The organism is Rhodothermales bacterium (assembly GCA_034439735.1).
GTDB lineage: Bacteria > Bacteroidota > Rhodothermia > Rhodothermales > JAHQVL01 > JAWKNW01.
On sequence record JAWXAX010000251.1, the window covers coordinates 1 to 4,685 of the forward strand.

General features: G+C 65.9%; 4 protein-coding genes. All 4 read right to left on the bottom strand.

The genetic code is table 11. From position 1 onward, the window contains the following. The coding region (locus SH809_17905) for a family 43 glycosylhydrolase (protein ID MDZ4701591.1) at nucleotides 1–551 on the bottom strand (551 nt) is incomplete at its 3' end. Beyond that, nucleotides 548–1,183, bottom strand: a complete 636-nt coding sequence (locus SH809_17910) for a class I SAM-dependent methyltransferase (protein MDZ4701592.1) — start codon at nucleotides 1,181–1,183, stop codon at nucleotides 548–550. The genes SH809_17905 and SH809_17910, both read right to left, overlap by 4 nt. Before the next feature lie 31 nt (nucleotides 1,184–1,214). Then, entirely contained in the window at nucleotides 1,215–2,519 is a 1,305-nt protein-coding gene (locus SH809_17915) for a M24 family metallopeptidase (protein ID MDZ4701593.1), read from the bottom strand. 233 nt (nucleotides 2,520–2,752) lie between these two features. Further along, the coding region (locus SH809_17920) for a glycoside hydrolase family 127 protein (GenBank protein ID MDZ4701594.1) at nucleotides 2,753–4,685 on the bottom strand (1,933 nt) is incomplete at its 5' end.

Below are 4,685 nucleotides of genomic sequence, written 5' to 3' on the forward strand. Positions count from 1 at the left end.
AGGTAGAGGTGCTGCGTCCCATTCGTCTCACCCTCCCAGCCCGACCACCCCAGATAGCGCCGGCCGGCGTGTTCGAACACCGTTCCATCGATCGCCCAGCGGTCGCTGGGGTCGGCCAGCTTGCCCTTCATCGTCCAGGTGCCGACGGTCGGATCGGGCGACGGGTTTTCGAGGACCCAGAGGCGGTGGGATTCGTTTTCGCCGGCGTCGGCGGCGAAGTAGAGGTACCAGGCGCCGTCGAGGAAGTGGAGCTCGGGCGCCCAGATGCCGTGGCTGTAAGGGCCGGACGCCGGCGGGGTCCAGACGGTGACCGGCTCGGCGAGCGCGAGGTCGACCATCCGGCGGGTCTTGCGGATGGTGAGGTCGTTGCCGGTAGTGTGGATGTAGTAGTACATCCCATCGCGGTACACGACCCACGGATCGGCGCCGGCGGGGAGCAGCGGGTTTGTGTATGTCGCGACCGAAGGAGCGGGCGACGGGCTAGTGCAGGCGCTGATGGCCAGGCAGGCCATGGCCCAGACGATCATTCGATAGGGTGCGGATGGATTCATTCGATCGCGGGCTTCCAGCCGCCGAAGAGAGCCAGTTCCATCCATTTCCAGTAACAATCCACGTGTTGGAAGCCGCAGGAACGGAGCATTTCCAGCTGAACGTCCACCGGCGCCAGCTTGTTGGACGGGTCCTCGTCCGCCGGCCCGATCCCGAGCTGATTCAGAAACATGGCGTGTAGCTCCGGGGTCGCCGAGGCGACGTGTTCGAGGTTGCAGAACACGCCTCCGGGTTCGAGCATCTCGAAAATCTCTCGATAGATAGCCGCCTTGCGGGGATGGGTGCAGTGGTGGATGGCGAAACCGGACACGATGGCGTCGAACCGACCAAGTTCGGGCAGCCGCTCGTCGAGGTCGTGGTGGACGATTTCGACGCCGGCGTATTTCGCGAACCGGGTCCGCGCGGCGTCCAACATGGTCGGGGACGCGTCCAGCGCCACGCCTTCCGCCTGGGGCCGGTCGAGCAGTACCAGATGCAGCAGCCGGCCGTCGCCGGCGCCGAGGTCGAGGATGCGCATCGCCTGTGGCGGCATAAACGAAAGCAGCACGGCTTCACCCTCCGTGCGGTGGGGGATGGTGTCGGCTTTCGCGAGGTAGTTGAGCGCGTACTCGGCCCGGGCGTATTCCTGGATCATATGGTGACTCGGATTGCCAGCCTGTGGGTGATTAACGGGAGGGAATGATGATCAGCTCCTCCTGCGGTGGGGTGAGCCACTCCGCGCCTGTGTCGGTGATGACGACCATCTCCTCGACAGACAGGGTTTTGGTGGTGGAGTCGGACAGTGCCCACGAGAAAAACCCGTCGAACGCGAAGGTCATGCCCGGTCGCAGCTCGGTGAGTTGCCGGCCCGCCGGCGTGCGGCCGAGCTGTCCGCCCCCGAGGCTCGGGCCCATGTCGTGCGCCCAGTAGCCTACGGGGTGCCCGGTGCTCCACATCACGGGCAACGAGCCGGCGGCTTCCATCACCCGCCGCTGGGCGGCATCGACTTCAAAGCCCCGGGCGCCGGGTCTCATGGCCTCGAACGCGGCGCGGCTGCCGTCGCGGGCGGCTTCCCACATCGCGAGGGCCTCGGCCGGGGCTTCGGTCTCGCCCGGGGCGAGCACGTAGGCGAATCGCTGGATGTCCGTCACCCACATCCCGTGCACCTTGATGCCAAAATCCGTCTGGATAAAATCTCCCGGCTGGATGACGCGGTCGGTGGGATGGGAGTGGCCCCGGTCGATGCCGGAGTTCACGGCCGGGTTCTGATCCGGCGCCCAGCCGTCCTCGACGCCGTGGGCCGCCATGCGGGCTTCGAGGAAGTCGGCGATGTCCCGGTCGGTCGTGACGCCCGGGGTGGCGGCGGCGTAGGCCTCCACCTCCCATTGCGCCGTGAGGGCCGCGGCGCGGCGCATGATGTCCACCTCCGCCGGCGTCTTGACAGAGAGCCACTCGACAATCAACGGCTCGGCGGAGGTCGTCTGCGCCATCCACTCCGGCCCCAGGCCGGCCGTCATCGCGAGGAACTGGGTGTGGGAAAGGCCGTCCGCCACCGGGCTCGCTCCGGAATTGATGGCGATGGCTGTCGACCCGAAGCGCGTCAGCAGCGCCCGCGTGTGGTCCCAGATATCCGTCCCCCGTTCGATGACCAGCACTTCCTCGTGCTCCTTCAGCTCGGCCAGGGCGGTGGATTCGCCCTGGGGGGAGATGGCGTAGGGGGATACGCCCGCAGGTGTCCGGAAAAACAGGAAACCGGCCTGTCCGCCGGCGTTTTCGCAGCCCACATGCCGCGCCATCGGGTCGTTGTCGTTTTCGCGGCAGACGACGATCCAGGCGTCGACGCCCGTGCGGTCCATGGCCTCGGGAAGGAGCGCGCGGATACGCTCGCGGCGGATCTCCGGCCAGGGGTCGCCGGTGAAGGGGCGCTCGGGCTCGGGCGCCGAGGGGGTGGCGCAACCGGCGAGGAGGAGGAGGATGATGACCATATACATAGATACTCGGTAGGCGGGATCTTCACGAATTACCGTAGAGACGCTCCTGTGGAGCGTCTCCTGACGGTTACATCAATTGTTAATGTTGCCCATAGGGGGCAAGGTCGGTGAGGCGCTCCTGTGGAGCGCCTCCTGACGGCTGCGTTCATCGTCGTTGCTCGCAACATGCGGCTATATTGCCGAGACGCTCCACAGGAGCGTCTCTACCTGATGGCCGTGTTCAGATACGTGCTTTACTTCACCACTTCCGGGAACGCTGCCACGCGCAGCGTCGACGCCCCGTAGGGAATCAGGATGATGGGCTCCTGGACGGCATTGGGAATACGCTTCGGGCTGGGCGGGATGCGGCCGGCGGAGCCATTGTATTCGGTCCACCCGGGGATTCGAACACCGTTCGTCTGGATGCGGATCGGGACCGTTTCGGGAGACCACGGGTAGGCCGGCATATCGGTTTTAATCACTTCAAACGCCTCCGTTACCCTGTCGCGATCGATCATCAACCCGTAATTCCAGGCACTTTGCGGGTCGACCTCCCAGTGGGTGTGGGATTCCGCGCCCGGCTTGGGGGCGTCCTTGAGGGTCTTGGTCTCATCGATGGCCAGCGCATACAGCAGCGGCCCGCGCTCGACGGCGACGGAGCGCTCGTGCCAGGTGCTGAGGCGGACGGCCATCGGCAGTTCCAGCGTCACGACATCGCCGTCCTGCCAGGTGCGATCCAGGCGGATCATCTCGCCGGCAGTCTGGGGCTCCCATCCGGCGTCGTTGATCTGCAGCCGCGCCCCTTCGGCCCACGCCGGGATCCGCAGATGAAGCGGGAAGGCGACGGGCGCCACGGTGCTTACGACGAAGCGAACCTGCTCCTCGAACGGATACGGCGTTTCCTGGCGGATGGTAACCTCTTCGCCGCTGGCGCCCACCTTCGCCGTAACCGTGTTGGGTGCATACACCATCGCCGCCAGGCCCCGGTCCTTGCTGGCCATCCAGAGCTGACGCGTCAGCTTCGGCCAGCCCTGGTGGTAGTTGGTCGTGCAGCACGGGTAGCCGGTCAGGAGGCCGTAACAGAGCGCGTCCTGGTAGGGCTCATAAAAGATCTGGTGGTCGCCGAAGCGGACGCGTACCTGGTTGACTTGCTGGAAGTACTGCCGGCCGGTGTGGTCGTCGTTCACCTGGGTGGGCAGGGCGTTGTAGGCGATCTTCTCGAGCCGGTCCATGTAGGCCACGTCGCCCGTGATCCCCATCAGGGTTTCGAGGCTGAACATGAGCTCGACGACCGCGCACAGCTCCGTGCCGCGCGTGGGGTCGGTGCCATGGATCAGTTCATCCCCCGAAAACATCCCGATCGCCTGCCCGTGTTTGGCCATGAGGCCGGCCAGGCCGGTTCGAACAGCGTTCAGGTAGCGTTCCTCGCCGGATTGGACGTACTGGATGGCCGGCTGTTTGACCCCCATCGCGACGTTGACGACATGCGTGAGCCAGTAGTCTTCCGACACCTTCCCCTGCTCGAAGTCGCCCGTCCAGTCTACGGTCTCGTCGAATATCCGCTGCCCGAGTTCGAGCAGGAAGGCGTCGCCGGTGAGGTTGTAGAGCCACTGGATGCTGGCCTGGTTCTCGCCGCCGCGGGCCGTGGCCCAGCCGGTCCAGTGCCCGAGGGGTTCGACATCGAGGCGGTCCAGCTGGTACTGGAAGTACTTCGTCATAAACGCCGGCACGCGTTCGTCGCCGGTGGCGTCGTAGTGCTGCTGGAGCACCTTCAGCATCACCATGCGCGGCCACCAGTCGGCCGCGTTCTGGCGTTGTTGCTGGGCGGTGTTTGTGGTGGAGGTATCCTCGGGCGCCGGCCCGAAGAAGCCGTCCTCGCGCTGGCTGGCGAGGGTCCATTCGATATACGGCTGCGCCTTCTCGATGAGGCGCTGGTCATCCAGGATATGGGCGAGTGGCACCAGGCCGTCGAGCCAGTAGGGACCGCGCTCCCACACATCCCCATCGCCGCCGAGCCAGCCGTTCGTGGCGCCGACCGTCGGGTACCACTCGTCCAGGTGCCCGGTCATGCCATTGGCCTGGCGGCGGAGTTCTTCCAAGAGCCATCCTCCGGGCTTTACCGCGCCGAGGGGTAACACGGCGTAGGGCGTCTCGGCGCGGTAAAGCCCGGAGGATGGCTCTTGGAAG